The organism is Labrys neptuniae, from assembly GCF_040797145.1.
Taxonomy (GTDB): domain Bacteria; phylum Pseudomonadota; class Alphaproteobacteria; order Rhizobiales; family Labraceae; genus Labrys; species Labrys neptuniae.
In genome coordinates, this window is sequence record NZ_JBFNQD010000004.1 from 82,551 (window position 1) to 109,427 (window position 26,877).

The 26,877-nt window shown below is 62.0% G+C and carries 23 protein-coding genes; 16 read left to right on the forward strand and 7 right to left on the reverse strand.

Annotated features, from left to right (window positions below):
• Positions 1-329: 329 nt before the first annotated feature.
• From ABXS05_RS14400 to ABXS05_RS14430, 7 genes are all read left to right on the forward strand, one after another.
• Complete coding sequence (locus ABXS05_RS14400; RefSeq protein ID WP_311941298.1) at positions 330-1,943, forward strand: methyl-accepting chemotaxis protein; 1,614 nt, start codon at positions 330-332, stop codon at positions 1,941-1,943.
• Positions 1,944-2,068: 125 nt separating this feature from the next.
• Positions 2,069-2,488 carry a chemotaxis protein CheW gene (locus ABXS05_RS14405; RefSeq protein WP_367624378.1) on the forward strand — a complete coding sequence of 140 codons (420 nt, stop codon included), beginning with the start codon at positions 2,069-2,071 and terminating at the stop codon, positions 2,486-2,488.
• A complete protein-coding gene (locus ABXS05_RS14410; RefSeq protein WP_367624379.1) occupies positions 2,485-3,726 on the forward strand; it encodes a CheR family methyltransferase in 1,242 nt (413 codons plus the stop codon). Before ABXS05_RS14405 ends, ABXS05_RS14410 begins: the two co-directional genes overlap by 4 nt.
• Positions 3,723-4,388, forward strand: a complete 666-nt coding sequence (locus tag ABXS05_RS14415; RefSeq protein WP_311941290.1) for a chemotaxis protein CheW — start codon at positions 3,723-3,725, stop codon at positions 4,386-4,388. The genes ABXS05_RS14410 and ABXS05_RS14415 overlap by 4 nt, the downstream gene beginning before the upstream one ends.
• On the forward strand, positions 4,385-6,622 hold the full coding sequence (locus tag ABXS05_RS14420; protein ID WP_311941287.1) for a hybrid sensor histidine kinase/response regulator: 2,238 nt from the start codon (positions 4,385-4,387) through the stop codon (positions 6,620-6,622). Before ABXS05_RS14415 ends, ABXS05_RS14420 begins: the two co-directional genes overlap by 4 nt.
• A complete protein-coding gene (locus tag ABXS05_RS14425; protein ID WP_311941284.1) occupies positions 6,619-7,647 on the forward strand; it encodes a chemotaxis response regulator protein-glutamate methylesterase in 1,029 nt (342 codons plus the stop codon). Before ABXS05_RS14420 ends, ABXS05_RS14425 begins: the two co-directional genes overlap by 4 nt.
• Positions 7,644-8,672 carry a diguanylate cyclase domain-containing protein gene (locus ABXS05_RS14430; protein ID WP_367624380.1) on the forward strand — a complete coding sequence of 343 codons (1,029 nt, stop codon included), beginning with the start codon at positions 7,644-7,646 and terminating at the stop codon, positions 8,670-8,672. Before ABXS05_RS14425 ends, ABXS05_RS14430 begins: the two co-directional genes overlap by 4 nt.
• A gap of 49 nt (positions 8,673-8,721) precedes the next feature.
• Here the strand turns inward: ABXS05_RS14430 and ABXS05_RS14435 are convergent, their stop codons facing one another.
• Positions 8,722-9,405: a TetR/AcrR family transcriptional regulator gene (locus ABXS05_RS14435; protein WP_367624381.1), complete on the reverse strand. Its 684-nt coding sequence runs from the start codon at positions 9,403-9,405 to the stop codon at positions 8,722-8,724.
• Between the two features lie 195 nt (positions 9,406-9,600).
• Here ABXS05_RS14435 and ABXS05_RS14440 point away from each other — a divergent pair, with 195 nt between their 5' ends.
• On the forward strand, positions 9,601-10,389 hold the full coding sequence (locus ABXS05_RS14440; RefSeq protein ID WP_311941275.1) for a LuxR C-terminal-related transcriptional regulator: 789 nt from the start codon (positions 9,601-9,603) through the stop codon (positions 10,387-10,389).
• A 136-nt stretch (positions 10,390-10,525) separates the two neighbouring features.
• On the opposite strand, the gene ABXS05_RS14445 is transcribed toward ABXS05_RS14440, so the two are convergent.
• Entirely contained in the window at positions 10,526-10,975 is a 450-nt protein-coding gene (locus tag ABXS05_RS14445; RefSeq protein ID WP_367624382.1) for a hypothetical protein, read from the reverse strand.
• Positions 10,976-11,283: 308 nt separating this feature from the next.
• On the opposite strand from ABXS05_RS14445, the gene ABXS05_RS14450 reads away from it, so the two are divergent.
• Both ABXS05_RS14450 and ABXS05_RS14455 read left to right on the forward strand, forming a co-directional pair.
• Complete coding sequence (locus ABXS05_RS14450; RefSeq protein WP_367624383.1) at positions 11,284-12,510, forward strand: flavin-dependent oxidoreductase; 1,227 nt, start codon at positions 11,284-11,286, stop codon at positions 12,508-12,510.
• 304 nt (positions 12,511-12,814) lie between these two features.
• Entirely contained in the window at positions 12,815-13,870 is a 1,056-nt protein-coding gene (locus ABXS05_RS14455) for an ABC transporter substrate-binding protein (RefSeq protein WP_437178663.1), read from the forward strand.
• Positions 13,871-15,100: 1,230 nt separating this feature from the next.
• Here the strand turns inward: ABXS05_RS14455 and ABXS05_RS14460 are convergent.
• Positions 15,101-15,880, reverse strand: coding sequence for an IclR family transcriptional regulator (locus ABXS05_RS14460; RefSeq protein ID WP_311941266.1), 780 nt, complete (start codon positions 15,878-15,880; stop codon positions 15,101-15,103).
• 102 nt (positions 15,881-15,982) lie between these two features.
• On the opposite strand from ABXS05_RS14460, the gene ABXS05_RS14465 reads away from it, so the two are divergent.
• Positions 15,983-16,732: an SDR family oxidoreductase gene (locus tag ABXS05_RS14465; RefSeq protein ID WP_311941263.1), complete on the forward strand. Its 750-nt coding sequence runs from the start codon at positions 15,983-15,985 to the stop codon at positions 16,730-16,732.
• Between the two features lie 60 nt (positions 16,733-16,792).
• Positions 16,793-18,070 carry an L-fuconate dehydratase gene (locus tag ABXS05_RS14470; RefSeq protein WP_367624384.1) on the forward strand — a complete coding sequence of 426 codons (1,278 nt, stop codon included), beginning with the start codon at positions 16,793-16,795 and terminating at the stop codon, positions 18,068-18,070.
• A gap of 72 nt (positions 18,071-18,142) precedes the next feature.
• Here the strand turns inward: ABXS05_RS14470 and gntR are convergent, their stop codons facing one another.
• A complete protein-coding gene (gene gntR / locus ABXS05_RS14475) occupies positions 18,143-19,195 on the reverse strand; it encodes an HTH-type transcriptional regulator GntR (protein WP_311941258.1) in 1,053 nt (350 codons plus the stop codon).
• Between the two features lie 373 nt (positions 19,196-19,568).
• Between gntR and ABXS05_RS14480 the strand changes: the two genes are divergently transcribed.
• Both ABXS05_RS14480 and ABXS05_RS14485 read left to right on the forward strand, forming a co-directional pair.
• A complete protein-coding gene (locus tag ABXS05_RS14480; protein ID WP_311941255.1) occupies positions 19,569-20,918 on the forward strand; it encodes an MFS transporter in 1,350 nt (449 codons plus the stop codon).
• Positions 20,919-21,315: 397 nt separating this feature from the next.
• Positions 21,316-21,951 carry a DUF1062 domain-containing protein gene (locus tag ABXS05_RS14485; protein WP_367624385.1) on the forward strand — a complete coding sequence of 212 codons (636 nt, stop codon included), beginning with the start codon at positions 21,316-21,318 and terminating at the stop codon, positions 21,949-21,951.
• A gap of 95 nt (positions 21,952-22,046) precedes the next feature.
• Here the strand turns inward: ABXS05_RS14485 and ABXS05_RS14490 are convergent, their stop codons facing one another.
• The 3 genes from ABXS05_RS14490 to ABXS05_RS14500 form a co-directional block, all read right to left on the reverse strand.
• Positions 22,047-23,564, reverse strand: coding sequence for a sodium:solute symporter family protein (locus ABXS05_RS14490; RefSeq protein WP_367624386.1), 1,518 nt, complete (start codon positions 23,562-23,564; stop codon positions 22,047-22,049).
• 4 nt (positions 23,565-23,568) lie between these two features.
• Complete coding sequence (locus ABXS05_RS14495) at positions 23,569-23,775, reverse strand: hypothetical protein (RefSeq protein WP_311941246.1); 207 nt, start codon at positions 23,773-23,775, stop codon at positions 23,569-23,571.
• Positions 23,776-23,898: 123 nt separating this feature from the next.
• The gene (locus tag ABXS05_RS14500) at positions 23,899-24,996 is read right to left on the reverse strand and encodes a class II histone deacetylase (RefSeq protein WP_367624387.1); all 1,098 of its coding nucleotides are present in this window, start codon (positions 24,994-24,996) and stop codon (positions 23,899-23,901) included.
• Positions 24,997-25,159: 163 nt separating this feature from the next.
• On the opposite strand from ABXS05_RS14500, the gene ABXS05_RS14505 reads away from it, so the two are divergent.
• Positions 25,160-26,140 carry a helix-turn-helix transcriptional regulator gene (locus ABXS05_RS14505; protein WP_367624388.1) on the forward strand — a complete coding sequence of 327 codons (981 nt, stop codon included), beginning with the start codon at positions 25,160-25,162 and terminating at the stop codon, positions 26,138-26,140.
• 446 nt (positions 26,141-26,586) lie between these two features.
• A complete protein-coding gene (locus ABXS05_RS14510; protein ID WP_311941238.1) occupies positions 26,587-26,826 on the forward strand; it encodes a hypothetical protein in 240 nt (79 codons plus the stop codon).
• Positions 26,827-26,877 lie beyond the last annotated feature (51 nt).

Genomic DNA, 26,877 nt, shown 5'->3' on the forward strand with positions numbered 1-26,877 from the left:
CGATAGCGAATGACGAGCATGATCAAAGGTCGCAAGGGGCAATTTTGCTCCCGCCGCGTTGCCTGAATCGACCGATGATCGCCGGAGCGAATCCGGGAATCCGTCGCTTCGAATGAGGGCGTCGCCAGGAGATCGCTCGGGTGGGGGGTGAATCATGTATGGCGTCGGCGCCAGCGTCCGTTGGTCCGGCATGCTTCCATTTGCGGATCTGACCTTACTTATCGTACATTTCGATGTAACCTTCCCTACGGATTTCGTCGTACGGTCGAGCCATATTACCATGCTCGACGTGCTGATCGTTGCAAGACTGAGATGATGCGGCTATTTTCATGAAGCAAGTGACTATCCGTGCACGTATAATGCTGAGTTTCGGCATTATCCTCCTGGTCGTTTTGGCGATCGGACTGTTTGCCTATTGGCAGCTCAAGTCGATCGACGACCACGTCACCAGCCTCAAGTCGGACTCCGTGGCCGGGCTACGACAGGCCGCTTTCGTCAAGGACGGGCTTTTTCAAGACTATCTTGCCTTCGTCATGTCGCGCGAGGCGACAGCCAAGCCCTTGACCGAAGATCAGCTTGCCGATGGCCGAACCAAGATGGTTCAGCTTTTTAAGGGCTATGAGGATACGATCATTGCGGACGCCGATCGGCAGCTCTTCTCGCGCTTCAAGGACTCGGTCGATTCTTATCAGAGCTTGAAGGAGGGCTTTCTCAAACAGGCCGGTGGGAATGGGGAGGCCAGGGCCTCTGCCGCTTCGGGCGTCGATGCAGCCTTCAACACGGCCTTCAAGAACCTTACCGACGTGATCGCGTTCAACCAGCAACGCGCCTTCGCCATGCCGGACATTGTCGGCAACGAGATCCTGTCCCTGCTGAGCGCCATGATAGTGGCCTTCGCATTGGCCTTGGTGGTCGCCGCCGTCGCGGGCTTTTCGCTGTTGCGCGCCATCACCAGGCCCCTGCTGCAGTTGAAGACATTGATGGACACCATGCGCAAGGGTGACTTCACCCAGCGCATGCAGATCGTTCGACAGGACGAGTTGGGCGATCTCGGCGAAGGCTATAACCGCATGGCCGACGAAGTGATGGAACTCGTCGGCCAGGTCCAGCGCTCGGGCATCCGCGTCAGCACCTCGATGACCGAGATTGCGGCGACGTCCAAGCAGCAGCAAGCCACGGCTTCGGAGGTCGCCGCGACCACCACGGAGATCGGGGCGACCTCGCGCGAGATCGCTGCAACCTCCAGGGAACTGGTCCGGACGATGTCCGACGTCGTGACGGTCTCCGAGCATACCGCCAATCTGGCGTCCGGGGGCAAGGTCGAACTGGCGCATATGGAAGACACGATGAACCAGGTGATGGGCGCCGCCAGCTCCATCACCGCCAAGCTCGCCGTGCTGAACGAAAAGGCCAGCGACATCAACCAGGTGGTCACGGCGATTACCAAAGTGGCCGACCAGACCAACCTGTTGTCGCTCAACGCCGCGATCGAAGCGGAAAAGGCCGGTGAATACGGGCGTGGCTTTGCCGTGGTGTCCTCGGAAATTCGGCGCCTGGCCGACCAGACCGCCGTCGCCACCTACGACATCGAGCAGATGGTCAAGGAGATCCAGTCCGCCGTATCGGCCAGCGTCATGGGCATGGACAAGTTCTCGGAGGAAGTGCGGCGCGGCCTCCAGGATGTCCATGAGATCGGTGCCAAGCTTTCCGAAATCATCACGCAAGTGCAGGCGCTGACACCGCGCTATGAATCCGTCAGCGAAGGCATGCAGGCGCAGGCGACGGGCGCCGAGCAGATCAGCGAGGCGCTCATCCAGCTGACCGAAGCGACGCAGCAGACAGTGGAATCCCTGCGCCAGTCCAGTTCGGCCATCGATGAACTCAACCATGTCGCCAGCAATCTGAGCGGGAGCATCGCACGCTTCAAGCTCGAGATGGCCTGAGGCAATAAGCGGTTTGCGGCAGGACGGAATTCGTCGCGATCGCAACGGCGTGCGGAAACAAGGAGTTGGAGCTGCCATGCGCTTTCGCCAAAGCGTACCTTGCTCCAGGAACGACGGAACCGAGAATGCTCTTCCTCTACTTCCGGATCGGCGATGAAGGCTTTGCGATGGCGATCGAGCGGATCGTCGAAGTCGTGCCGTTGACGGAATTGAAGAAGGTGCGTGGGGCGCCGGACGCGGTGGCCGGCTCCTTCGAATATCGCGGCCGCTTCGTACCGGTCATCGATCTGTGTACCCTCGAACTCGGCCGCTCGGCGCGTCGGCGCTTGAGCACCCGCATCATCGTCATGCGCCACCCCCAGGACGATACAGTGTTGCTGGGTCTGATCGCAGAAAAAGCCACGGAGATGCTGCGGCTGGATCCGGCGGAATTCGCCCCTTTCGCCCCGGGTCCGCATGGCCTGGTTCAGCGTGTGGAACTGGAAGACCTGCTTCCTGTCGCGCTTCTGGCGGCCATTCGCGGCCAGCCGGTCACCAGCCAATGAGCGACCCGCGCTTCGAACAATTCCTTGGACGCGCCATCGGGCTGAACGCGGCCTCGATTGGGTCGTCGGCGATCGAGCGCGCCGTGGCGGCGCGCTGCAAGGCATGCAAGCTCGGCGACATCCAGGCCTATTGGGAACTGCTGCAGAATTCCGATGAGGAAGTGCAGGAGTTGATCGAGGCGGTCATCGTTCCCGAAACCTGGTTCTTTCGCGATGCCCAGGCCTTTGCAGCCCTGGCACGGCTGGTGATGCGCGGCCTCCCCCAAGCGGATGCCATTCGCCCCTTGCGGCTCCTCAGCCTGCCTTGTTCGAGCGGAGAGGAACCCTATACGATCGCCATGGCGCTGCTCGACGCGGGCCTGACTGCCGGGCAATTCCGCATCGATGCCATCGATCTCAGCGCTCGTTCGCTCGCCCTTGCCAGGCAGGGCGTCTATGGCCGCAACTCGTTCCGGGGACAAAACCTGGCTTTCCGCGACCGCTATTTTGACGCTACGAAGGATGGGCATAGGCTTCGGGACGCCGTTCGTGCTCCCGTGGAATTCAGCCAGGGCAATATCGTCGCCCCGGATTTCCATGCCGATCCGGCAGGCTACGATTTCGTCTTTTGTCGCAACCTGCTGATCTATTTCGATGGAGCAACGCAAAAGCATGTCATCGGCGTGATCCGACGCTTGCTCGCGCCTGATGGCATTGCCTTTGTCGGCCATTCGGAGGCAGGGCTGATGGGAGCCAACGGCTTCACCTCGGCCAAGATTCCGATGGCGTTCGCCTTTCACAGGGAAAGTGCCAAGCCGGGAGCCACCCAAGCCCGGCCGGTGCCATCGCCGCCCATACATCGGCCGCGGCGGGAACCGCCGCCATTGGCGAAGTCAAGGCCCGTTCTGCCTCAATCCCCTCGGCACGAGGAGAAGAGGGAAGCAGCGCTGCCAAATCTCGAGGAACTGCGCCTCCTGGCGGATCGGGGGCGGCTGCAGGAGGCCGCACTGGGATGCGAAGCGCTGATCCGTCGGGACGGCGCAACCCCCGATGCTCTCGCGCTGCTGGGCTTGATCAGCGATGCCTCCAACGATCTTGGCGCGGCGGAGCGCTATTACCGCAAGGCCCTCTATCTGGATCCCGCCAATGCCGAGGCGCTCGGCCATCTCGCCCTCCTGCTCAAGAAACAGGGCGACCATGGCGGTGCCAAACTGCTTGATGAGCGCCTGCGACGTCTGGACAAACGGAGAGTGCGATGACGAGCCTGGCCTTCGACGCGCCCTCTGCGGCGATTGACAATTGCTGGCAACGGATCGGCGTACGGGGCGACAAATCGTGCCCCGAACTTCGGCGTCATGCGCATTGCCACAATTGCGAGGTGTTTTCACGAGCGGCCTCTCAGCTGCTCGATCGCGACATTCCCGAGGGAGGGGAAGCCGCCGTTACACCGGCCGGAGCGGGCATAATCGCGCGTTCGTCGCATTCCCAATCGGTGCTGGTCTTCCGCCTGGGCAGCGAATGGTTCGCTCTGCCCACATTGGTGCTGGACGAGGTGACCGGCCTGCGCCCCATTCATTCGCTGCCACACCGGCGCAATCCCGCGCTGCTCGGCCTGGTCAATGTGCGGGGTGAACTGGTGATTTGCGTCTCGATCGCCCAGTTGCTCATCGGCGCGGAACAGAATTCGCCGCAGGGTCGGCTGATCGTCGCGCACCACGCCGGTTCGCGCTTTGCCTTTCCGGTCGACGAGGTTCAGTACACCCATCTCTATACGGAGGCGGATCTGAAGCCGGTACCGGCAACCGTGGCCCAGTCGAGCTCCGGCTTCACCCGGGGATTGCTGTCCTGGCGCGACAGGAGTGTCGGCCGGCTCGATGAGCATGCACTGTTTGAGGCTCTCGGTCGAGGATTGGCACGATGACCCAGGATCTCAGCCAATTCTCCATGCGAGACCTGTTCCGCATCGAAGCGGAAGGACAGGCCGAAGCCCTGACGACGGCCTTGCTGACGCTCGACAAGGACCCGATGCGGGCCGATCAGATCGAGGCCTGCATGCGAGCTGCGCACTCTCTCAAGGGGGCTGCCCGCATCGTCGAGATCCATGCCGCCGTGACCATTGCACACGCAATGGAAGATCTTTTCGTCCTGGCCCAGCAGCACGGCGCGCGACTGGATCATGACCGCATCGACGTGCTCCTGCGCGGCGTCGACCTGCTCCTGTCTTTTGCCAGATCGCCGGATCTCGAAAGTGGCTCACGAGACGAGGCCTGGCAGGCCGAAGCCGACCAGTTCGTGCTGGAGCTCAACCAGCCGCCGCACGCAGGCCCGCAAACGCCCGAGCCGGCGCCGGTATCCGAGCCCGCCCCCATGCCCGTGCCGGCAACCGACGACGCGGCCTCCGCATCGACCGACCGCGCTTTGCGGGTCAGTGCCGAAAATCTCAACCGGCTTCTCGACCTTGCCGGCGAGTCGCTGGTCGAGTCGCGGTGGTTGGGGCCCTTTGGCCAATCCCTGCAGCGTCTCAAGCGCCTTCAGCTCGAAGCCGCCACCGCCTTGGAGTCGCTGCGCGCCATCCTGCCGACCCACGCCTTGGACGAACGGGCAAGGATGGCTCTCGACAAGGCTCAGCAGCGCCTTCTGGAATGCCGGCAGCATCTGTCTCAACGCCTGGGGGAACTGGAAACCACCGACCATCAGGCCACCACGCTCGCCCACCGGCTCTACGACCAGGCGCTGGCGATACGCATGCGTCCCTTCTCCGACGGCATCGCTGCCTATCCTCGCATGGTGCGCGACATTGCGCGCGAACTCGACAAGAAAGTAAGGCTGGAGATCGTTGGCGAGCGCACGCTGGTGGATCGGGACATCCTGGACAGGCTCGACGCTCCGCTCGGCCATCTCCTGCGCAACGCCCTCGATCATGGCATCGAAAGCCCCCGTGAGAGGCTTGCCGCCGGCAAGGCGGAGGAAGGCGTGGTGCGTCTGGAAGCCTCGCATCGGGCGGGCACGCTGCAGATCACCGTCTCCGACGACGGGCGCGGCGTCGATCTCGAACGGATCCGGCAAACCGTGATTGCACGCAACCTCGCGAGCCCCGATACGGCAGGCAAACTCGGTGCCCAGGAGTTGCTGGAATTCCTGTTCCTGCCCGGCTTCTCCATGAAGGGAGAAGTCACCGTCATCTCAGGGCGGGGGGTAGGGCTGGACGTCGTGCAGGAGATGATCCGCCAGGTCCGCGGCCTGGTGCGGGTAACCTCCGAACTCGGCGAAGGCACACGCTTCAAGCTGGAATTGCCGCTCACGCTTTCGGTGGTTCGTTCTCTGATCGTGGAAATCGGCGGCGAACCCTACGCCTTTCCCTTCGCCCATATCGTACGCGCCATCAAGATCGCGAGCGATCAGGTGCAGACCCTGGAAGGACGGCAGCATTTCAGCCTGGATGGACAACTGGTCGGAGTGGTCGGCGCGGATCAGGTTCTCGGCTGCGCGCCGGCGGACAATGCGGACGGCGAATTGCGCATCGTCGTGGTCGGCAGCCCCGGCGCCATGTATGGCCTGGTGGTCGAGCGCTTCCTCGGCGGTCGCGAACTCGTGGTTCAGCCGCTCGATCCGCGCCTCGGCAAGATCAAGGATATCAGTGCCGCCGCCCTGATGGAGGACGGTTCGCCGCTCCTGATCATCGACGTGGAGGACATCATCCGCTCCATGGAGAAGCTCTCCTCCGCCGATCAGCTTGCTCAGGTCGGGCGGAAATTGGTAGGCCGGCAGGAGGAAAGGCGCAAGCGCGTGCTCGTGGTCGACGATTCCCTCACCGTGCGCGAATTACAGCGCAAATTGCTGGATCATCACGGCTATGAGGTCGAAGTGGCCGTCGACGGCATGGATGGCTGGAATGCCTTGCGCAATGGCCGCTTCGATCTGCTCATCAGCGACATCGACATGCCGCGTATCGACGGGATCGAACTGGTTCACCGCATCCGGCAGGACCCGGATCTCAAATCCTTGCCAGTGATGATCGTATCCTACAAGGATCGAGCGGAGGATCGCCAGCGCGGCCTGGATGCCGGAGCGGATTATTATCTTACCAAAGGCAGTTTCCAGGATGATACTTTGATCGACGCGGTGGTGGATCTGATTGGCGAGGCTGTTGCATGAGGATCGCGATCGTCAACGATTTGCCCCTGGCGGTGGAAGCGATGCGCCGGGTACTCGCCATGGCGCCCCAGCATCAGCTTGCCTGGGTCGCAGCCGACGGCGTGCAGGCGGTGGAGCTGTGCAGCCGGGACCGACCCGATCTCGTGCTGATGGACCTGATCATGCCGCGCATGGACGGGATCGAAGCCACCCGTCGGATCATGGCCCAGTCGCCCTGCGCCATCCTGATCGTGACCGCCGATGTCGAGACCAATGCGGGCCGGGTTTTCGCGGCGATGGGGGAGGGAGCTCTCGATGCGGTCGACACGCCGCTGCTCGGCTCGCGCGAGACACGGTGGGGCGCGCGTCCTCTGCTGGCGAAAATCGATGTGATCGCCAATCTGGTCAATGAAGGCAATGCCAGGCAAAAGCCAGTCGACCATGCCCGCTCACAGGCCCAGCACCTTGTCGCGATCGGAGCGTCGGCCGGCGGCCCTACCGCGTTGGCGACCGTTCTGAAAGGACTGCCCGGCAATTTCGCTGCCAGCATCGTTATCGTTCAGCATGTCGATGCCCGCTTTGCGCCGGGGCTTGCCAATTGGCTCAGCCAGCATTCCCCCCTTCCAGTCCAGTTGGCAGGCGAGGGGGACCGGGCCTTGCCGGGGCAGGTCCTGGTTGCCGGCACCGACAATCATCTGGTTTTCAAGGTAAACCGACAATTGGGCTATACTCCCAATCCGATCGATCAGGTCTATCGGCCGTCCGTAGACGTCTTTTTCGACAGCGTCGCGCGTTTGTGGGCTGGCCCCGTGACCGGCGTCTTGCTGACCGGCATGGGATCGGACGGGGCGCGCGGCCTGAAAGCGCTCCGCGAACTTGGACATCACACTATCGCGCAGGATCAGGCCACGAGCGCAGTCTACGGCATGCCGAAGGCGGCTGCCGCCCTGGATGCCGCGACGGACATTCTGCCGCTGGACAGAATCGCCCCGCGTCTGACCGAGCTGCTCGGCTCTCCGCGCCTGAGAAGAGGAATTGCCCCATGAGCCAGCCAGCAGACGTCAAATCCCACGGCGCCGCGTCCCTCGACACCATCCAACAGTCGGTCATGGTCCTTCTGGTCGATGATCAGCTCATGGTCGGCGAAGCCATTCGCCGGGCGTTGATCGACGAGATCGAGATCGAATTGCACTATTGTTCGAACCCGCTGGAAGCCCTGGCCGTCGCCAAGCGGGTGAAGCCGACGGTGATCCTGCAGGATCTGGTGATGCCGAACGTGAACGGCCTGACGCTGGTCCGCCAGTATCGCTCCGATCCCGCCACCAAGGCCATTCCCGTGATCGTGCTCTCGACCGAGGAGGAGGCGACCGTCAAGAGCGAAGCCTTTCGCATTGGCGCCAATGACTACCTCGTCAAGCTGCCCGACCGGATCGAGCTGATTGCCCGTATCCGCTACCATTCGGCTGCCTATCTGACCCAGATCCAGCGCGACGAGGCCTATCGCGCCCTGCGTCGAAGCCAGCAGGAGCTGATGGAGACCAATCTCGAATTGCAGCGCCTGACCAATGTCGATGGCCTGACCGGCCTCAGCAACCGGCGCTATTTCGATCAATATCTCGATACCGAATGGCGCCAGGCCATGCGCGCGAGGGAGCCGATCTCGCTGCTGATCATCGATGTCGATCACTTCAAGCAATATAACGACACCTATGGCCACCTTGCCGGCGACGAGGTGCTGAAAACCGTGGCGACGGCGGTGAGGAGCGCCTTCCAGCGTCCGAAGGACCTGGCGGTACGCATGGGGGGCGAGGAATTCGCCGTGGTGCTGCCGCAAACCCCGGCTGGTGATCTCGTCTTTCTCGCGAAGAAGGTGGTGCAGGCGATCGAGGCGCTCGGGCTACCGCACGCAGCCTCGCCGATCGCTGACAAGGTCACCATCAGCGTTGGCGGGGCAACCCACATTCCCGCTGGCGACGACCAGCCCGAAAGACTGATCGAGGCCGCCGACAAGGCGATGTATGACGCCAAGAGGTCCGGCCGCAATCGAGCTGCCACGGCAACCGGCCTGTAAGAGAGCTGGCGCCCTTCGGCTCGATCGGAAGACGGAATGCGCTAATTGTCTAGTGGCTGGAGCATTTGCGCGCCAGGGCCTGGAGACCGGCGAGCGCGAATGTCTCCAGTGCACGGGACATTGGTTCGATCTCCCGTTCACGCTCCGCCAGGCTCGGGGCGATGGCTTCCAGCACACCGCGTTCCACCGTTGCCAGGACCATGAAAGGGGCGTTGAGCGCCAGTTCTGCCCTTCCAATGTCGGGGTGGTCCTGCGGGCGATTGAGCATGCGCGCAAGCAGATCGCGCAGCCAATGAACCTGGGGCGCCAGGAAGTCCTCGTCCACGATCAGCGCGGAAACCGTGGGCATCACCATCTCACGGGTGACCAGCCTGATCTGCCACGAGCGTTCGGCGGGTGACAACAATCGCCGGGCCATCAAGCCATAATAGGCCTTGAGCTGATCCAGGGGCTCTTCATGTTCCAGGATCGCTGCAAAGGCCTCGGGCGGGATGACGACCTCGCGCCGCGCCTCCGATACCGCCGCTTCATAGAGCGGCCGGATGCCGCCGAAATAATAGTTGACCGCCGCGGTATTGACGCCGGCCAGGTCGCAAATTTCCCGGCTCGTCGTCGCATGGTAGCCCTTGTCGGCAAAGACCCGCCCGGCCGTTTCGATCAGATTTTGGCGCGTCTTGACGCCACGTTCCTGGCTGTCTGACGAAACACGGCGGGCATGCAGGGATCTGGGCATGAAAGCTTGGATACTGTCTCTGAGAAGTAACTTTTTACCCACGGACTTTAAAATGTCAATTTCATATTCGGATTTGACATTGCTCTGTCGTTCAAGCAACCTCACGCTCTGCTGAGGCGATGGCTGTGCGAAAGTGCACGGGCCGGCGATTCCGCTCTTCGTTGAGTCTCCACCAATCTGCTGGGACCGCGCTATATGACTCTATCTTCCTCAGCGTCCCGCAAACCGATTGAGCCGGTCGGCGACAAGCAGGACGTCGCTGTCGAACTCCCGCTCGATCATGGGGCGTCGGCGCCTGTCGCCCAGATCTATCGGGACGCCAGTGCCCATATCGTCGTGATCTGTGCCAATACCTTGACCCGAACCTGCCTCATGCACTGCCTCACAGGCTCAGAAACCGGCCTGGCCGTGGAGGGCTATGCCGACGTCGAACAGTGGGGCCGGCAGGGGCAGGGGGCCTCTGTCGCCCTATTGTGCGTCACGGGCGTGCGGGAGACCACGATCGCGGTCGAGCGAATGGTGAGGCGAGTGCTGGCCGCCGCACCCGGCATTCGGGTTGTGGTGATTTCCGATACGAGATCGGCCGGCGACGTTGCGAAGGCCCTGGAGCACGGGGCCAGTGGCTTCATTGCCATGGATTCCAATGTCGATGTCGCCATTGCAGCCATCCGCCTGGTGCGTAGCGGCGGCATGTTCGTGCCCTCCCACAGCGTGATGCAGTCTCGGACCCAGCCCGCACCCCTGTCTGACGGCAGGAGATCGCTGCGGGATCTGGTGACCGCAAAGCAACTTGAAGTCATCGGCCTGATCCGCAAGGGGCTGCCGAACAAGGCGATCGCGGCCGAACTCGAGATGAGCGAGTTCACGGTGAAGGTGCATGTCAGGAACATCATGAAGCGCCTGAATGCCCGCAACAGAACCGAGGTCGTGGCTCTGACCAATGCCTATTTTGGGCAAATGCCCGAGCAGGATGATCACACCTGAAGCATGAAGCAGTTGGTGAGGACGTCATCATATATTCTTGCGCGCTGGGAATAAGCGGAGCCATATGCGTAAATTTTCTGAAGCCGTTACATTTGCTTCGGATTAAGATATTTTCCTGGCAAGCAATTGATTTTTATCATTTATCTGGATCCTTCCCTGGCTCCTTCTCGCTATGTTCGAAGAAGCGATCGAGGAAAGCTGCTGCCTCGTCCGAGATGCCGACGATCTTGTTCGTCGCCTGCCGATAGAATTTGATATTGAGCTCTGTGCCGGGCTGGCCATCCTGCCAGGTGCCGAAAGACTTGAGTTCGCGGCGTCCGAGCGGTCTTTGGGCGAACGCCGTGCAGCGCACGACAATGCTTACGCGAGGGGTTTGCCGCAGGACATTTTGTTTCCTCGCAATCGGTTCGGCAGAGATCACGATGCCGCGGGCGAACAGCCCCCGGCCACCCTCATTTTCGCTGGCAAATAGGAAGATGATATCGTCGGCAGCGATATGCTTGCCCCCATACATCGTCTTCTGCGCACCGAAGCTGAAGCTTGTCGCGTCCGGATCCCGTATCTCGGTTTTAATCGCAAATGCCATGCCAGTGTGCCTCCGGCCTGCAAGCCAATTAGCCTCGTCGAGCCCTGTCGCGCAACGTGGCAGCCGAGACTGGCCAAAGGGAACAGGGCAGGGGTGGCCCAGAAGTGAGAATATCTCTCGCCAGATGTCGGTAAAGCGCGCGCTGCTTCGTCTTCGAAACAAGCAATGGCGGAGAATGCGAAGATTTGTGCCCAGGATCGTTGCTGCGAGAGCAAGACGGGCTGGCTCGGATAACCACCGACGACCTTGGATCTTGAGGCGGTAGGTTTTCCGCTGTCATATGCATATTCTCAACACGGAGAAGAATGATGAAGGCATTGATTGCGGGAGCAGGCATCGGCGGGCTGACCACGGCCTTATTCCTTCATCGGGTTGGGATCGACGTTGAAATTTTCGAGGCTTCAAAGGAGGTTCGAGAGCTGGGCGTGGGCATCAACATGTTGCCGCATGCCGTTGAATTGTTGACGGAACTAGGGCTGATCGACGAACTTGATGCCGCCGGCGTCCGGACGCGCGAATTGATCTATGCGAACCGGTTCGGGCAGGTCGTCTGGCGTGAGTTGCGCGGTATCGAGGCGGGCCTTCCCGCGCCTCAGTTCAGCATTCATAGAGGCAGGCTGCTGGGCTTGATCCATCGAGCCGTGATCGAGCGGATGGGGGCGGGCGCAATCCGCACGGGATGTCGAGTGAACGGTTTCGAGCAGAACAGCGATACCGTCACGGTCCATCTGACGGACAGTGACGGCAGGCCGGCACAAGCGGTCGGCGACTTGCTGGTGGGTGCCGATGGCATTCATTCGGCGGTGCGCGCCGCGCTCCATCCCGGGGAGGGGCAGCCGATCTGGAGCGGCATCATGCTCTGGCGCGGGGCCACCCCCTGGCCGAAATGGCAGGACGGCCGCACCATGGCGATCGCTGGTGGAAACTTTGCGAAGTTCGTCTTCTATCCAATTGAAAAATATAAACAAAATTCAGGAAATCTTCTCACCAACTGGGCGGTGATGGCTCGGGCGGGCCATGATCGGACGCAGGGGCTCTCCCTGGGGAACTGGAGCAGGCCGGGCTTGCTCGAAGAAGTGCTGTCATTCGTCCGTGACCGCTTCCACCTCGATTATGTCGATCCAGCCGCGATCATCCAGGGTACGGACGCATTCTACGAATATCCCAATTGTGATCGGGATCCGCTCCCACGCTGGTCGTTCGGGCGCGTCACCCTGTTGGGAGACGCTGCCCATCCGATGTATCCGGTGGGCTCGAACGGAGCGAGCCAGGCCATCCTCGATGCCCGCTCCTTGTCGCAACATCTCCGCGCCGCGGATACGATCGAGGCGGCTTTGACAGCCTATGATGCAGAGCGGCGGCCCGTTACCGCCAAGATAGTCCTGGCAAACCGCAAGGGCGGCCCGGAAGGCGTGATCGACATGGTGGAAGCCAGGGCACCCGAGGGCTTTGACGACATCGAAGCCGTCGCAACCCATGAGGAGCGCGAGCGCGTCGTGCGCGGCTATGCGTCCCTGGCAGGATTTGGGCGCTAGGTGCAGCCCGATCCGCCAATTTCCTCAACTTTTTGAAATTGAGCTTGGTGCCGGGCTGGCCGAGGCACCCGTTGCTGAGGCATTTGAACTCGCGGCTCGTTTGGGCAAACGCGACGCGGCGCTCCCGGATTTGTGGCTCCAATAGACCGTCGAGTTCGCAGCCGATCCATCTTCGCTGCTCCGGATTGGCCAAAACCTATCTGGCCGCAGGCGAGGCCTGCGTCAAATAGGTCAGACTATATTTCCACAGTCATACACTGGGCCTCTGGACTGTTCGGGCGCCTCACGGCAGATAGTTCGAGCAATGTGTTGGAGGGAATCCCCCGTGTATTTGAAATGGTCCATTCCGAAATCGGTGCTGGTGCTTCTTGCCATGACCGGTGTTGCTCACGCTGAAGGCGAGCTCAACATCTATAATTGGGGAAACTACACCAGCCCCAAGCTCATCAAGAAGTTTGAGGAGCAATACAAGGTTAAGGTCACCATCACCGACTATGACTCCAACGATACGGCTCTGGCCAAGGCTCGCCAAGGCGGCTCCGGCTTCGACATCGTCGTGCCCTCGCAGACATATCTGCCGATCTGGATCAAGGAGGGACTGCTGCTGGAAACCAATCCTGGCCAGATGGAGAATTTCAAGAACGTCACGCCGGAATGGGCCAATCCCGATTTCGATCCCGGCCGCAAATATTCCGTGCCCTGGGCCTGGGGCACGATCGGCGTCGTGGTCAACACCGACACATACAAGGGCGATATCAACACCTGGGATATCATCTTCAAGACGCCGGACGAGCTGAAGGGCAAGGTCAACGTCGTTCCGGAGATGAAGGACGTCGTTACAGCCGCCATCCGCTATGTCGGCGGCGAGCAATGTACCGGCGACAGGCAGGTATTGAGGAAAGCCCGTGACCTTCTGACGGCTGCCAAGCCGAACTGGATCGCCATGGAATACAATGCCATCGAAAAGATGGGGGCAGGCGACTTCAAGGCCTCGTTGACCTGGAACGGCGCGGCCCTGCGCACGCGCCTCGCGCGTCCCGAGATCCATTACGGCTATCCCAAGGAAGGCTTTACCTACTGGTCCGACAATGTAGCGGTGCTGAAGGAGGCCAAGAATGTCGACAACGCCAAATTGTTCCAGAATTTCATCATGGATCCCGAGAACGCCGCGTTGAACTCGGTCTTCCACCATTATGCGAACGGCATCGCGGGCTCGGAAAAATTCATGCCGGCCGAGATGCGGGACGCCCCGGAGATCGTCGTTCCCGCGGAAGCCAAGGCGCACGGCACCGTGGCTTTGATGTGCCCTCCGGAGGTCGATGTACTTTACAAGAAGATCTGGACCGAACTCCGCAAGTAAGCAGTCCAGGCGAGGGCGGCGACATCGACGCCGCCCGTTCTTGAAGCGGCACAGATCAAAGTGCGGTAGGAGCCAGTTGCCCCTGCGATATCAGTCATAGTACGAATTCACCCTCGCTCTTGCTCGAGGGGTCTCATGCGCGTTCATCCTGCCGTTGCGTGTCTTCTTATTACCACGGTTCTTGTTGCAACGAATCTTGGAGGCTGTGCAACTCCGATCCGAACTTCCCCAGGAACGGTAAAAACTTTGCCTGTTGCCGTCATAAGCAAGGGCCTCGGTGGAATTTTGCATGGATCTGTCCGTATAGAGCAAACCCAGGGCTCCTACTCGGTGAGCAATGGCAGGCTTTCGTGCTCCGGTACATATGCTCTGTCGGGAGTCAGGGAAAGGATCTATGTTCCGGTTCTTTGCAGCGATGGCCGCAAAGGCTATGCCGCCGTTCACAATGGGCCAAGTCTAATGAGCGGGTCTGGCTCCTTCACCTTGAGCGATGGAACCACGGGTGAGTTCGTGTTTGGCAAGGAGACCGGCAAATCCTAGACCTGTATCGCCTCGACGGTGATCGCTTCGCGAGCTGTCGCGCGCCGAGGCAGCGCCTCTGAAAAGATACCCCGTCCAATGAGGAGGGGGTGGCCCTTCCATCGTGGCGCTACCGACTTTATTCGCATAACATATCTTATGGAATATAAATCCATTCCCCAGCCTGGCCAAAAGCCCGATAAACCGGGCTTTTGGCGGCTATCTGCCAAGGCCGCGCAATTCGGCTCGCCTCGATCGACGGGCACCAATAATCAATATCTTGAGCCACTCAGCCATGAGCGATTCAAGAAAGGCGCTGGACCCCATATAGGCGGTTCGCAAGACTGCGGCATGTGCGATGACCCGCCCGCTATGCTTTGTCCTCAGTGAGCCGACCCGTCGCGCAACATGGCGCGCTTCTACGGCGTGATCGTCCAGCCGACCTTGTTTGGCGCAGTCGCACTGTGGTCCGCAACTGGAGACGGATCGGCATGCCGGGACGGTTCAGGATTGAAACTTTCGACGACCTGCCGGCGCTCGAACGTGCCTGTCCGTATCGTCCGTAAGAAGCGCGCCTCGCTATGCCGACCTGGCTCGCAAGAACATGAGCCAATGCACGCGTCGCCCGAGATACATCGCCCCAGGGCCTTGAATAAATTTTTAATTAATTTGAATTATTACAATATTTTACATAATATATCTAAAGTTAAACTATAGGCTGAGGGATTCAGCCATCCGTTGCAGCAGGACGAGCGTGCGCTCGACATCGGGCTGTTCCGAGGTCGTTCGGCGGATATGGGGACAAGTGAGCACTGCCAGGGCGTGTCTTTCGGCCGAGAGGATCGGCACGCTGATATCATTCACGCCGAAGATCTGCTGGCTTTCGTCGATGCGGTACGCGGCTTTGCGATAGGAGGAGAGCTGCGCCTCGAGCCCCGCGTAGATCGTCGCCCTCTCGCTATCCTTCCAGCGAACCAGCAGCTCCTCTTTGGCCTGCGGGTCCTGGAAAGCCAGCAGAAGCTGGCCTGAGCCCGTGGTCAACAGATCGATCGGCGTGCCGACGCGAACCGTGAAAACCCAGTCCGAGGAAGCCGCCGCGTGGGCTACGACCACGGCCTCGTCGCGTTCCCGCATGACGAGATGACAGGACTGGCCAGACTCCTCGGCAAACCGGTCCATCAAGGGCACGGCCCGCGAAGTCAGCCGGCGTATGGGCGGATGATGTTGCGCCAGCACGAACAGCTTCATGCTCAAGGCGAAGCGATCCCCTTCCGCCGAGCGATAGACATAGCCGCGGGCAACCAGGCGTTCGAGCATGCGATAGATCTCGCTCGCGCCTCTGCCGAGCTCCTTGACGATTTCCGCCCGTGTCAGTGCATCGGAGCGGCTGGCCAGCAGTTCCAGGATGTCCAGGCCCTTGTCGAGCGCCGGTGCCCGATAAAGAGCCTCCCGGCTCGATCCCTCCTCCTGCTCCCTTGGTTGTCTTGGCAAAGCGCTTCCCTCTCTTTTGTTGACATATGAATATATTGTTCATATTTGGTCCGTCAACAATGAACTGCACGCAGTGACACGAACTCGATGGGAGACCGCCTCATGCGCCTGGACGGCAAACGCATCCTGATCACGGCTGCCGGGCAAGGCATCGGCCGCGCTTCGGCCCTGGCCTGTGCAGCCGAGGGAGCCCGTGTCATCGCTACCGATCTCAACGACGAGGCGCTGGCAGCCCTCGCTGCGGCGGATGACCGTATCGAAACGCGTCGGCTCGACGTGCTCGATCCCGCCGCCATCGCCGAATTGGGCCGGTCCCTGCCCGGCCTCGATGGACTCTTCAATTGTGCCGGCTTCGTCCACAATGGCAGCATCTTCGAATGCAGCGACGAAGATTGGGACTTCAGCTTCGATCTCAACGTCAAGAGCATGTTCCGCCTGATCAAGGCCCTGCTGCCGGGCCTCCTGCATCGCGCGGGTGAAACGGGATCGAGTGCTGTCCTGAACATGGCCTCGATGGCATCCTCGGTGAAAGGCTTCCCGAACCGCCTGGCCTATGGCGCTTCGAAGGCTGCCGTCATCGGCCTGACCAAGGCCCTGGCCGCCGACCATGTCCGCCAGGGCCTTCGCTGCAACGCCATCTGCCCCGGCACGGTCGACACGCCTTCGCTGCGCGGGCGCATTGCCGCTGCAGCCGATCCGGTACAGGCCGAGAAGGACTTCATCGCCCGCCAGCCGATGGGCCGGCTCGCCAGTGTCGACGACATCGCCCCGATGGTGGTCTTCCTGCTCTCGGACGAATCCCGTTTCGTCACCGGCCAGACCGTCCTGGTGGATGGCGGCGTGACGATCTGAACAGAATAGACGACAGTCGAGAGCTGCAATAGCGACCACAATCCGAGCGGAGGACACGCAATGACCGAGATCGTCGACATCGAAGTGCTCGACCTACGCTTTCCGACCTCCCAGCAGCTCGATGGATCGGATGCGATGAATCCCGATCCCGACTATTCGGCCGCCTATGTCATCCTGAAGACGGACCGGCCCGGTCTCGAAGGGCATGGGCTGACCTTTACCATTGGCCGTGGCAACGAGATCTGCTGCGCCGCGATCAAGGCCATGCGCCACCTCGTCGTCGGACTTTCCCTGGAGGAGGTCCAGGCCGATCTCGGTGTCTTCTGGCGCCACGTCACCTCGGACAGCCAGCTGCGCTGGATCGGCCCGGACAAGGGCGCCATTCATCTGGCCACGGGCGCGGTGGTCAACGCGGTCTGGGACCTGCTCGCCAAGATGGCCGGCAAGCCCGTCTGGCGCCTCGTCGCCGACATGTCGCCCGAGGAATTCGTGCGCGCCATCGATTTTCGCTACCTGACCGACTGTATCACCCCGGACGAGGCTCTCGCCTTGCTGCGCGAGAAGGAAGCTGGAAAGGCCGAGCGCATCGCCGTCCTCGAGCGCGAAGGCTATCCCTGCTACACCACCTCGGCCGGCTGGCTCGGCTATGACGACGACAAGCTGCGTCGCCTGTGCCAGGAAGCCGTCGATGCCGGCTTCAACCATGTCAAGCTCAAGGTCGGCCGCGACATCGAACACGATATCCGCCGCCTGCGCATCGCCCGCGAGGTGATCGGTCCCGATCGCCAGCTGATGATCGACGCCAACCAGGTCTGGGAAGTCGACCAGGCGATCGACAGCGTGCGGAAGCTCGCCTTTGCCAAGCCCTGGTTCATCGAGGAGCCCACCAGCCCGGACGATGTCGAGGGCCACCGCAAGATCCGCGAAGGCGTCGCACCGGTCAAGGTCGCCACCGGCGAGATGTGCCAGAACCGCGTCCTGTTCAAGCAATTCATCATGCGCTGTGCCATCGACGTGGTGCAGATCGATGCCTGCCGCCTGGGCGGGGTCAACGAGATCCTGGCGATCCTGCTGATGGCCGCCAAGTACGATCTCCCCGTTTGTCCCCACGCCGGCGGCGTCGGCCTGTGCGAATATGTCCAGCACCTGTCGATGATCGATTTCGTCTGCGTATCGGGCACGCGCGAAGGCCGGGTGATCGAATATGTCGACCATCTGCATGAGCACTTCAAGGTGCCTTGCGTGGTCCGCGATGCCGCCTATATGCCTCCCCTCGCCCCGGGCTTTTCGATCGAGATGAAGCCGACATCCCTGCAGGACTATCGCTTTGCGGGCTGACGAAGCGGTCGAACGGCACCGGTTGGCTTCACGGGTCCATTGGGCCAGGAGCGCGGCCGTCCATCGATATCCTCAAGTCGGTGACGGGCTACCCACGCTGCGTGCCGTGCTCTCGCGCGCGACCAATTCATAGCCCAGATCGACCAGCCGCGGTTCGACATGCTTTCCATCGATCCTGTCAATCAGCATCCGCATGGCCTTTCTTCCCATCTGTTCGCGATGGGTCCGGACACTGGTGAGGCCGGGATTTGCAACTGCCATGATCTCGAGGTCGTTGAAACCGCAAATGCCGAATTGCTGGGGAACGGCAATGCGACGGCGCTGAGCCTCGAAGAGCACGCCAACCGCAAGGTCGTCATTGTTGCAGAACACGGCGTCGGCGTCGGGCGCGCGCGCCAGCAAGTCGGACATCAACTCGCAGCCCAGCGACACGGTGGAGGCCCGGGGCGTTGTGACGATGAGTTTCTCATCGAGCAGGCCGGCTTCGTCCAGCGCCTGGACGAAGCCTTGGAGACGCCTCTGAGTCCGCGGGTCCATGCGCGCGCCCAGAAAAGCGATCCGCCGATAGCCGCGCTCGACCAGATGCCTTGTGGCGGCGAAGGCGGCACGATGGTGCGAGAAGCCGACCATCATATCGACGGGATCGGGACCGACCTCCATGATCTGGACGATCGGGCATTCGGCCTGCAGGAGCTGGGCCCGGGCTGCCTCCGATTGATCGATACCGGCCACGACCAGGCCCGCCGGGCGCTGGCTGAGGAACACCCGCAGCAGCTTCTCCTCTTCGATCAGGGAATAGCGCGTGTTGCCCAACTGCACCCGAAAGGCGGTGGCCTCCGCCTCGGCATAGATCCCGCGCATCACATCCGCGAACACGTTGTTGGTCACCGACGGAATGAGCACGCCGATGACATTCGTTCGGGCCGAGGCCAGCGCACTTGCCGCCGGATCAGGCACATATCCAAGATCGTCGACGATCTGCTGGATGCGTTGCCTGAGCTCGTGCGAGACCGATTGCGGGTTGCGCAGAGCACGCGACACCGTGATAGCGCTAACTTCCGCAGCCTCGGCAATCTCGACCAATGTTATACGTTTCTTGCCCGGGCGTTTCTTGGGTTTTTTCATCTTGAAGCTCTGGTGGCGTTTCCCAGAAGAAAGATAGAACTTGCAAAATGATTGCGCAATCAATAAGAGTTCGGCCAAAGTTGGACGGGAGGAAAATGTGGCAAGGCCGGCATATAAGCTGGTTGTGGGCCTCTTCGGTGCCGGTCAGCAATTTGCGCGCACCGTGAAGCGTGATCGCCTTTCAACACTCGTCTAGACATCCCCGCCCTCTTCATCAGGGAGGCCGGTGGATCGTGCTTGATTTCATCTCCAGGACCTGGGTCCTGCTCGCGGCTCGCCGCCTAGGCGAACCGCCCTCGGAATGAATTGCGGCCACTCAGAAAGGTCGTGACGGACGCCACGAACAAACGCTCACGGGAGGAGGACCCCGATCATGCACACGACAGCCGCCAGCACGCCCGCGCGGGCCGGCAATCAGAAGGCCCCTTCCGGCGCCTCCCGCACCCGCTACATCATCCTGACGCTGTGTTTCGTCGGCCTGGTCATCAACTATCTCGACCGGGCCAATATGAGCGTCGCACTGCCCTATATCGACGCGGATCTCGGCCTCAATCTCACCAATACCCAGAAGGGGCTGATCCTCGGCGCCTTCTTCTGGGCCTATGACGGCATGATGCTGATCGCCGGCTGGTTCACCGACAAGGTGGGCTCGCGTCGGGCTTTCACCATCGCGGCGATCTGGTGGTCGATCTTCACGGCGCTCACCCCCCTCGCCCGCAGCTTCTGGGGCTTCTTCGCCTTCCGCTTCGCCTTGGGCGCCGGCGAGGCGCCGGCCTATCCGGCGGCGACCAAAGCAGCCTCACGCTGGTTTCCGGTGGGCGAGCGCGCCTTCTCCACCGCCGTGATCGATTCCGGCTCGCGGGTCGGCACGGTGCTCTCATTGCCCATCGTCACCAGCCTGCTCGTCGTCGCGACCTGGCACTATTCCTTCATCATACTCGGCGTGGTCGGCGTCGTCTGGGCGCTCGTCTGGTATTGGTATTATCGCGATCCCGTCGATCATCCCGGCGCCAACGACCTTGAGCGCCAATATATTGCCGACAATGGCGGACGCACCGAGGCCAATGACGACAGCGAAGCGACGAAGATCCGCTGGTCGCAACTGTTCGGCTACCGCACGGTCTGGGGCATGATGCTGGGCTTCTTCTGCCTCAACTTCGTGATCTATTTCTTCCTGACCTGGTTCCCCGACTATCTGAAGAATGCCCGCGGCCTCAACCTGAAGGAACTCGGTACTCTCGGCATGCTGCCCGGCCTTGCCGCGGTGGTCACGGCCTGGATTGCCGGCGCCTATGCCGACCGCCTGATCCGTCATGGCGCCAACGTCACCAAGGTGCGCAAGGTGGTGATGGTCGGCGGCCTGCTGGGCGGGGCTGCCATCCTGCCCGCTGCGTTCGCCTCCTCCATCTATCTGGCCCTGTTCTTCCTGGCGATTTCCTATTCCAGCCTGGCGATAGCCGCGACAGGGATCTGGTCCCTGCCCGCCGACGTGGCGCCCAGTTCGCGCCATGTTGCCTCGATCGGCGGCATCCAGAACTTCGCCTCTAACATTGCCGGCATCATCAGCCCCTTCATGTTCGGCTTCCTGCTCGACATGTTCCACGGCGACTACACGCCGGCTTTTGCCCTGGCCGCGGGCTTTGCCGTCCTGGGCGCCTTTTCCTATGCCTTCATCGTCGGCAAGGCCGAACCGCTCCCCCTGCCCGCCGGCACCGAGCACTGACCGGCGAACTATTCGGCAATTGACGTCAGGCAGCCGCCGTACATCTTCGGATCGTGCGGCGGTTTCTTTTTGCCGTTTCATCACTGCCAGATTGCCAGAAGGCTTCCGGTCGACTACGCACGTCATCGACAAGCGTTGGGGCGCCGAGGTTCGATTTTGCCTAAGTAAATACCGGTCTCTTCCTTTCCATCCCATCCGTTTGGGCGGCCAGCCGGCAGCCCAACGGATGATCATGTTCACTGGGTGGTGGTCCGAGACCGGTCTGGCTTGTCCGACTGTGCCATGCGCACAGGCCGCTGCCCCAGCTCTTTCCCCAGCGAACATCGCCATGCCGTGCCCGTAACGGGCCTCTCCGATCGCCGTCCCGGTGGACTTCCTCGCGGAAGACCGAGACGATATGTGCAATCTTCTCAAGGTCCGCTGGACCATCACACCCCAAATCCCTCCGCGACCCCTGCTCATTTGCGCCGGATGCGGTGTCATCAGGCCCTTTCAATGCAGCGGCAAGGCAAGGCTCAACGCCAATGGCCGCCGGCTCGATGCCTGGCTCATCTACAAATGCCCGGTTTGCGACAAGAGTTGGAACAGGCCGCTGTTCGAACGCCGGTCGGTGCGGGACATCCCGCCGGCGATGCTCGCCGCCCTGCAGACGAACGACCCGATCTGGATCCGTTGCCAGGCCTTCGATCTCGCAGCCTTGCGGTCGCATGCCTTCCATATCGAGGAATGCGACAAGATCGATATCCTCAGGCAGGTGCTCGATCGGCCGGATGTCTGGTCCATCCTGCATGTCGAACTCGTCATGGACCTGCCGGCGGGGATCCGCCTGGACCGCCTCCTGGCACGCGAACTCGGCCTGCCGCGATCAAGGCTGCAATCGCTTCAACGCCGGGAGCGGCTGCGCCTGGGGTCCGGCCGCTCCGATGCCTTGCGCAAGCGCGTGTCGGACGGCACCAGCATCGTGCTCGATCTTGCAGGGGAGCCGAACCGTCAGATGATCGGCGACGCGGCCTCGGGACGTTCAAGGCCGTAAATAGCTGCTGCTTTCAGGGACAGCAGAGCCCCGTCTGCAGGAAGCTCGAACGAGATTCCCGCGCCGGTGTCTTGCGGCGCGGGATACCGGGCTCGTCAGATCGGCCGCGCCTGCGTCTTGCCGGCCGGCAGATCACTGCTCACCTCTTCGGCGACACCGTCGAAGAGCCGGCCGATGCGCCGGCGCTCGGCCTCGTCCTGCGGCAAGGCGTAGGACAGGGCGACATAGACCAGCGTGTTGACGATCAGGCCGACCACGCCCGAGGTCATCCCCGCCAGGGCCGGAATGGAGACGGGATAGAGGAACTGCAGCACCACCGCCACCGCAAAGCCGGCGATCATGCCGCTGGCGGCACCCGCGGCATTGCCTCGCCGCCAGAAGATGCCGAGATAGAGCGCCGGCGCCAGCTGGACGATGCCCTGATAGGAGGCCAGCGCCAGCGTAAGCAGCCCCGCGGTGACATTGGCGGTCGCCACCGCCCCGGCCACCGCCAGCAGGGTGGCGAGGATGATGGTGATACGCGCGGTGCGGGTGTTGGTGGCCTCGTCCGCGCCGCCGACATGGATGATGTCCTGGGCGGTATGGGTGCCGACGGCTGCGGTAATGGCATTCACATTGCCGACCGTGGCGGCGAACACGGCCACGCCCGCCAGCGCCAGCACGAACGGCCCGCCATGCCCGGCCGTCAGGAACCAGACATTGTCCGGCGCTTTCGCTACCTCCGGCAGCTGGGAGGCCAGCATGCTCATGGTCAGCATGATGGCGAGGAACACGAACATGAACGGCGCTGCCTTGAGGGCGGAATTGCGGACCGCCTGGGCGCTCCTGGCCGTGAACAACCGCACGAAGATATCGGGCCAGCACCACGAGCCCATCGCGCCGGTGAACACCAGCGAGAAATAGTAGAGCGGGCCGAGTTCGCTGTTCAGGCCCGGCAGGCTGGCAAAGCTCTCCGGCAGGCCGGCAAAGCCCAGGCCCTGCGACAGCAGCCAGACGATCAGGCCGAGCGCCACCAGCCCGCCGACGCCATAGGCGAAGATGCCCTGGATCATGTCCGAGATCACGATGCCGCGCATGCCGAGCCGCACTGTCCAGATCTGCCGGATAGCCAGCACGGTGATGCCGACGAAGACCGCCGTCGTCGGCGTGACTGCCCCGAAGGACAGATAGGAGAAGACCAGGCCGAGCGACTGGAAGGCGAGTACCAGCCAGGGAAAGGCCGAGACCACGCCGATCACGGCGGCGATCACCCGCACGCTGGTGGAATTGTAGCGCATGCCGACGAAATCGGCCTGGGTGCGCAGGTTGAAGGCTTTGCCCCAGTCGAACACGCGCTGCGCCATCAGGAACATGAACAGCACGGCGAGCAGCGAATAGGAGATCACGTAATAGCCGATTACCCCGGCTGAGGCGGAAAGCCCCGCGAAGGCGATGAAGATCGTCCCCGGCAGCCAGGTGTTGAGAAAGGCCATGGTCTGGAACCACGAACCGAACGAGCGCCCCGCCACCGCATAGTCGGTAAAGTCCCGGCCCTGCTGGCGGGTGCGCTCCAGCACCACGACGACGCCGATGAAGAACAGGGCCAGCAGCCCATAGCCGATCAGGAAGTCCATGGCCCTACTCCTCTTCCCGATCCGGGCTCGCCCGGTGCAGATAGGTCAGGCTGACGACCAGGAACAGGCCGCTGCCCATGAAGAAGAACATCGCCATGCCGAGATTGCCGCGCGCCATCGCCAGATGGATCGGCGGAAACAGCATGATGATCAGGTTGAGCCACAGCAACAGGCGGCGGACCCGGCCAAAGTCAGTCGCTTGCCTCTCCATTTCGTCCTCCCATCTCGACATTCTCCTCTGGGGTGGGAAGCGCGTCGCGAAAGCCCTGGTCAGGGCCTCCGACCGGCGCCGTTCTTGTTGTTCTTTATCGTGCAGGATGCTCCGGCCAGCGCGTCACAGCCCGCAAGCCTGCACTACTGCATCGACCAAGGCCCTTTGATGTGGCTGCAGAGTCTGTCCGGGCAGGTCCTTCCAGAAGGTCTGGTAAGGATCTTCGACCCCGGTCTCGACGCCGCTGAGCGTTTCCACCACGGCCAGGCCACAGAAGGGCACGTAGAAGGGTGAGTAGCCGCCCTCATGGCTGATCACCAGCCGGCCCCCGCAGATCGAAGCGGCGAGATCCATCAGGCGGCGGGTCATGCGGCGATAGGAGCCGGAAACCAGCATCATGCGGCCGAGCGGATCGGCATTGGATGAATCGAAGCCGCTCGCCACCAGGATGACATCGGGTTTGAAGCGGGCGATCGCCGGCAGCACCACCCGGTCGAAGGCATCGAGATAAGCCCCCTCGCCCGAGCCGGCCGGCAGGGGAATGTTGATCGCTGCCCCCTTCCCGGCACCGACGCCGCGATCGGCGACCTTGCCGGTATCGGGCGGGAAATTGCCGTCTTGGTGCAGCGAAATGGTGAGGATGTCGGGATCGGCCTCGAAACAGGCCTCGGTGCCATTGCCGTGATGCACGTCCCAGTCGACCACCGCCACGCGCTCGATGCCGAGCTTGGCCCGCGCATGGGCGATCGCCACCGCGACATTGGCGAACATGCAAAAGCCCATGCCCTTCTCCGGGCGGGCGTGATGACCGGGCGGGCGCACCAGCGCATAGGCATTGGCGACCTCGCCCTGCACCACGGCCCGCAGGGCGCTGATGGTGCCGCCGGCGGCCAAGCAGGCCAGGTCCACGCCGGCAAAACCGAAGGGCGAGACGCCGTCGCCCATGTCGCCGCCGCGAATATCGGCACTGAGCGCCTTCATCCTGTCGAGATGCTCGCTGGTGTGGATGCGCAGGATGTCCTCGTCGCTCGCCTTGGTGATCTCGATGCGCTTCAGCGCCTTGGCGATGCCGGAAACCTCCACCAGCGACGCGAAGCGGGCCTTGGATTCCGGCGACTCGACATGCTGCAGGGGCTGGATGAATTCGCCCTTCAGGAAGCCGGCCGCCGTGCCGGTGTCGTGCCAGCCGAAACGCTCATGCCACACCCATCCCGTGGTCATCACAATTCTCCCTCGTCTGCAGGTTTTCAGGCAGGCTAGAGCATGCAGACGAGGCGGGAATGGTGCAGATGCACTATGGGCGCGGGGGAGCAACCTTGTGACGAGCTTCGTCCACGGCTACTATCATCGAAAATACATAATCCTCCATCCGGGGCCGGTGCATGTGACCTCCAAACTGTCCATGTTCTCGCAATTCGTGGTCGATCTTCACCGGGCCGGCCGTCGCGCCGACAAGGATGCCGATCTCGACCTGGCCGCGCATGCCCTCGAGCTTTTGCGCCCCCTGCTCGGTTTCGACTGTGCCTGGTATGGCTGGGCTCGCTTCCTCAACGATCGCACCACCGTGCCGGCCTCCTCCACGCTCGGCCTTCCTGAGGGCTTTGCCCCGTTCTGGTCGACCATGGCCAGCCAGGACCTGGTCGCCACCGCCTTGCGCCGGGATCGTGGCCGCGTCTGCATCTATGATCGCGGACAACCCCGGCAGACCGACGAGATGGCCGAATTGTCGGAGCGCTACGGCATCCGCAAATGGGCCTCCGCCATGCATAACCGGCCGGGGGCCGCCACCACCTTCTTCGTCTCGGTCTACCGCACCCGCTGCCACGATCCGCATTGGGACGGGGAAGACCTGCAGCTCCTGCAATGCGCGGTCGACCACCTGTTCCTGGCCCTGCAGGCTACCTTCGAGCGGCGCAGTGCGGATGGATCAGGTGGACGGGCGACGCTGGTGGTCGACGAGGCCGGCTTCGCCCATCTCGGCCTGGATCAGGCCCAAAACTTCCTCAGGACCATCTGGCCCGGCTGGAGCGGCGATCGCCTGCCCCGGCCGCTGCGCCAGGTCGCGCTGCATCCCGGCATCCATCTGTTCGAGCGCGAGGGGGTGGCGGTGAACTGCCGCCGGGATAGCGAAGCAGGCCGGCAGTCGAGCCTCATAAGGCTGGAACTTTCGTTGCTGTCGAGGCTCGATCGCCTTTCCCCGCGCGAACGTGAAGTGGCGCAGTTGCTCGCCGGTGGAGCAACCCACAAGCAGGCGGCGCAGATGCTGGGCAGCGCGCCGGCCACCATCCGCAACCAGACCCAGGCCATCTATGACAAGCTCGGCGTCCGCTCGCGCGCGCAGCTTGCCAGTGCAGTGCTGCGCTGAGCGCAGGCATGATGTGCGATAGAGGCTATTCTTGCCGGTGATGGGTGGACCCCGCGACCTGTTTTCAAGCGAACCGACGCCTCATCATGTCTGGACCATATGGTCTAAAACCCGATTCGACAGACAAGAGGTATAATCAAACCCGGCCTGTCCAAGCGACGGCGGCCTGCCTGCGGCCAGCCCGTTCTAAGAAGAGTATCAGCAGCACCATCAACCGATCTGACGAAATGGCACTTTCTCTTTGCTTACCAAGAAGATGAGAAGGATTCTGTCGTTACGATTCCTCTTTCAGGCGAAGCGCCTGAAGGATATCCTAGTTGCGTCGGGCTTTTTGGTACGCCATGTATCGGCGTAGTTGCATCTCGACATTCGGAGGTATCGTAATACACCCTCCGAGGGGGCGCCTGGAATGTCTTTGCACATTCTTGGTGGGAGAGGGGAAAAAAATGCCGGTTTTGCCGGAACCCATGACTGTGGCGGATCTCATTGATCTGCTGCGAGAACAGGACCCGAAGGCGTTGGTAACCATCGGCAATCCAAATACCGGGCCCGATTGCGCCGGCGCCCTGTTCAACGGTTTTGTCCGGCCTCAGGGCAAGTCCTTCCGGCATATGCCATGGAGCCAGGTTCAACATGAAGGCTATCTGCCGGCGGTCGTACTGGAACGCTTCGTACGACGCAAATGAGCTTGGCTCCGCGCCCTGGTGACCATGGCGTGCCGGCGCCTCTCCGTTGCA

Bases quoted from the DNA above. Each gene is read 5' to 3' on its own strand.
- ABXS05_RS14415 (WP_311941290.1), top strand. From the start codon at position 3,723: ATGACGAGCCTGGCCTTCGACGCGCCCTCTGCGGCGATTGACAATTGC.
- ABXS05_RS14435 (WP_367624381.1), bottom strand. From the start codon at position 9,405: ATGCCCAGATCCCTGCATGCCCGCCGTGTTTCGTCAGACAGCCAGGAA.
- ABXS05_RS14440 (WP_311941275.1), top strand. From the start codon at position 9,601: ATGACTCTATCTTCCTCAGCGTCCCGCAAACCGATTGAGCCGGTCGGC.
- ABXS05_RS14465 (WP_311941263.1), top strand. From the start codon at position 15,983: ATGCGCCTGGACGGCAAACGCATCCTGATCACGGCTGCCGGGCAAGGC.
- ABXS05_RS14400 (WP_311941298.1), top strand. From the start codon at position 330: ATGAAGCAAGTGACTATCCGTGCACGTATAATGCTGAGTTTCGGCATT.
- gntR (WP_311941258.1), bottom strand. From the start codon at position 19,195: ATGAAAAAACCCAAGAAACGCCCGGGCAAGAAACGTATAACATTGGTC.
- ABXS05_RS14450 (WP_367624383.1), top strand. From the start codon at position 11,284: ATGAAGGCATTGATTGCGGGAGCAGGCATCGGCGGGCTGACCACGGCC.
- ABXS05_RS14495 (WP_311941246.1), bottom strand. From the start codon at position 23,775: ATGGAGAGGCAAGCGACTGACTTTGGCCGGGTCCGCCGCCTGTTGCTG.
- ABXS05_RS14455 (WP_437178663.1), top strand. From the start codon at position 12,815: ATGTGTTGGAGGGAATCCCCCGTGTATTTGAAATGGTCCATTCCGAAA.
- ABXS05_RS14485 (WP_367624385.1), top strand. From the start codon at position 21,316: ATGTGCAATCTTCTCAAGGTCCGCTGGACCATCACACCCCAAATCCCT.
- ABXS05_RS14445 (WP_367624382.1), bottom strand. From the start codon at position 10,975: ATGGCATTTGCGATTAAAACCGAGATACGGGATCCGGACGCGACAAGC.
- ABXS05_RS14410 (WP_367624379.1), top strand. From the start codon at position 2,485: ATGAGCGACCCGCGCTTCGAACAATTCCTTGGACGCGCCATCGGGCTG.
- ABXS05_RS14405 (WP_367624378.1), top strand. From the start codon at position 2,069: ATGCTCTTCCTCTACTTCCGGATCGGCGATGAAGGCTTTGCGATGGCG.
- ABXS05_RS14500 (WP_367624387.1), bottom strand. From the start codon at position 24,996: ATGACCACGGGATGGGTGTGGCATGAGCGTTTCGGCTGGCACGACACC.
- ABXS05_RS14470 (WP_367624384.1), top strand. From the start codon at position 16,793: ATGACCGAGATCGTCGACATCGAAGTGCTCGACCTACGCTTTCCGACC.
- ABXS05_RS14430 (WP_367624380.1), top strand. From the start codon at position 7,644: ATGAGCCAGCCAGCAGACGTCAAATCCCACGGCGCCGCGTCCCTCGAC.
- ABXS05_RS14420 (WP_311941287.1), top strand. From the start codon at position 4,385: ATGACCCAGGATCTCAGCCAATTCTCCATGCGAGACCTGTTCCGCATC.
- ABXS05_RS14425 (WP_311941284.1), top strand. From the start codon at position 6,619: ATGAGGATCGCGATCGTCAACGATTTGCCCCTGGCGGTGGAAGCGATG.
- ABXS05_RS14510 (WP_311941238.1), top strand. From the start codon at position 26,587: ATGCCGGTTTTGCCGGAACCCATGACTGTGGCGGATCTCATTGATCTG.
- ABXS05_RS14480 (WP_311941255.1), top strand. From the start codon at position 19,569: ATGCACACGACAGCCGCCAGCACGCCCGCGCGGGCCGGCAATCAGAAG.
- ABXS05_RS14490 (WP_367624386.1), bottom strand. From the start codon at position 23,564: ATGGACTTCCTGATCGGCTATGGGCTGCTGGCCCTGTTCTTCATCGGC.